This window comes from Duganella phyllosphaerae (genome assembly GCF_001758785.1).
GTDB classification, from domain to species: Bacteria; Pseudomonadota; Gammaproteobacteria; order Burkholderiales; family Burkholderiaceae_D; genus Rugamonas; species Rugamonas phyllosphaerae.
Genome location: NZ_LROM01000005.1, coordinates 1 through 1,197 on the forward strand (window position 1 = coordinate 1; position 1,197 = coordinate 1,197).

The 1,197-nt window shown below is 55.4% G+C and carries 1 protein-coding gene; it reads left to right on the forward strand.

The window, feature by feature from the left end:
- Window positions 1–70: 70 nt before the first annotated feature.
- Window positions 71–1,158 (forward strand): IS3 family transposase gene (locus DUPY_RS00335; RefSeq protein ID WP_141749353.1). Its coding sequence is split into 2 segments (ribosomal slippage): window positions 71–332 and window positions 332–1,158, totalling 1,089 coding nucleotides; the frame shifts between segments, so codons are not numbered across the junction.
- Window positions 1,159–1,197: the final 39 nt, after the last annotated feature.

Here is a 1,197-nt window from a genome sequence, read left to right on the forward strand (position 1 = left end):
GGTAATCCCCCCTGCAAATGATCGCCATCAGAAGTAGAATTTTCTCAATTAGTTTTTTGAAAGTTCTGCAATGAAGACTTCCCGATTTACCGACAGCCAAATCATCGCCATCCTGAAGCAGGCCGAAGCCGGCTCCCCCATCCCGGAGCTATGCCGCGAGCATGGCATGAGCACGGCAACGTTCTACAAGTGGCGCGCCAAATTCGGCGGAATGGATGCGTCCCTGATGGCCCGCATGAAGGAGCTTGAAGAGGAAAATCGCCGCCTCAAAAAGATGTATGCCGATGAGCGCATCAAGGCCGAGATCGTTGCCGAGGCTTTAGCAAAAAAGTGGTAGCGCCATCTCGCCGACGTGAGATGGCACGCTGGTACGTCGATGCTGACCGAGTGACCATTCAGAACGCTTGCCTGGCATTCGGCATCAGCCAGACCTGTTTTCGCTACCAGGCCAAGCGCAATTCTGAAAATGAAGTAATCGCCGACTGGTTGGTGCGTCTGACGAATAATCAGCGCAACTGGGGCTTCGGCCTGTGCTTTCTTTACCTGCGCAACGTGAAAGGCTTCAAATGGAACCACAAGCGCGTCTACCGTATCTATCGCGAGCTGGAGCTGAACTTGCGCATCAAACCGCGCCAGCGCCTTGTACGTGAGAAGCCATTGCCACTTGCGGTACCCACGGCGATCAATCAGACCTGGTCGATGGATTTTATGCACGACCAACTAGCCGATGGACGCAGCATTCGCCTGTTCAACGTCATCGACGATTTCAACCGCGAAGGCTTGATCATCGATGTCGATTTCTCGCTGCCGTCGGAACGTATCGTCCGGTCGCTGAACCAGCTGATCGAATGGCGCGGCAAGCCGCGCGTGATCCGGTGCGACAACGGTCCGGAATACATCAGCGAGACGACCAAGACTTGGGCCGCCAAGCACGGCATCAAGATCGCGTTCATCCAGCCGGGCCAACCGCAGCAGAACGCTTATGTCGAGCGCTATAACCGTACCATACGCTATGACTGGCTGGCGCATCACCTGTTCGATTCCTTGGACGAGATCCAGGACTTTGCCACGCGCTGGTTATGGACATACAATCACGACCGGCCACACATGGCACTTGGCGGCATCACGCCGATTCAGAAATTGGCCCTCGCCGCATAGCCTCTACTTCTGGTGCGCATCATTAAGGGGGGGATTACC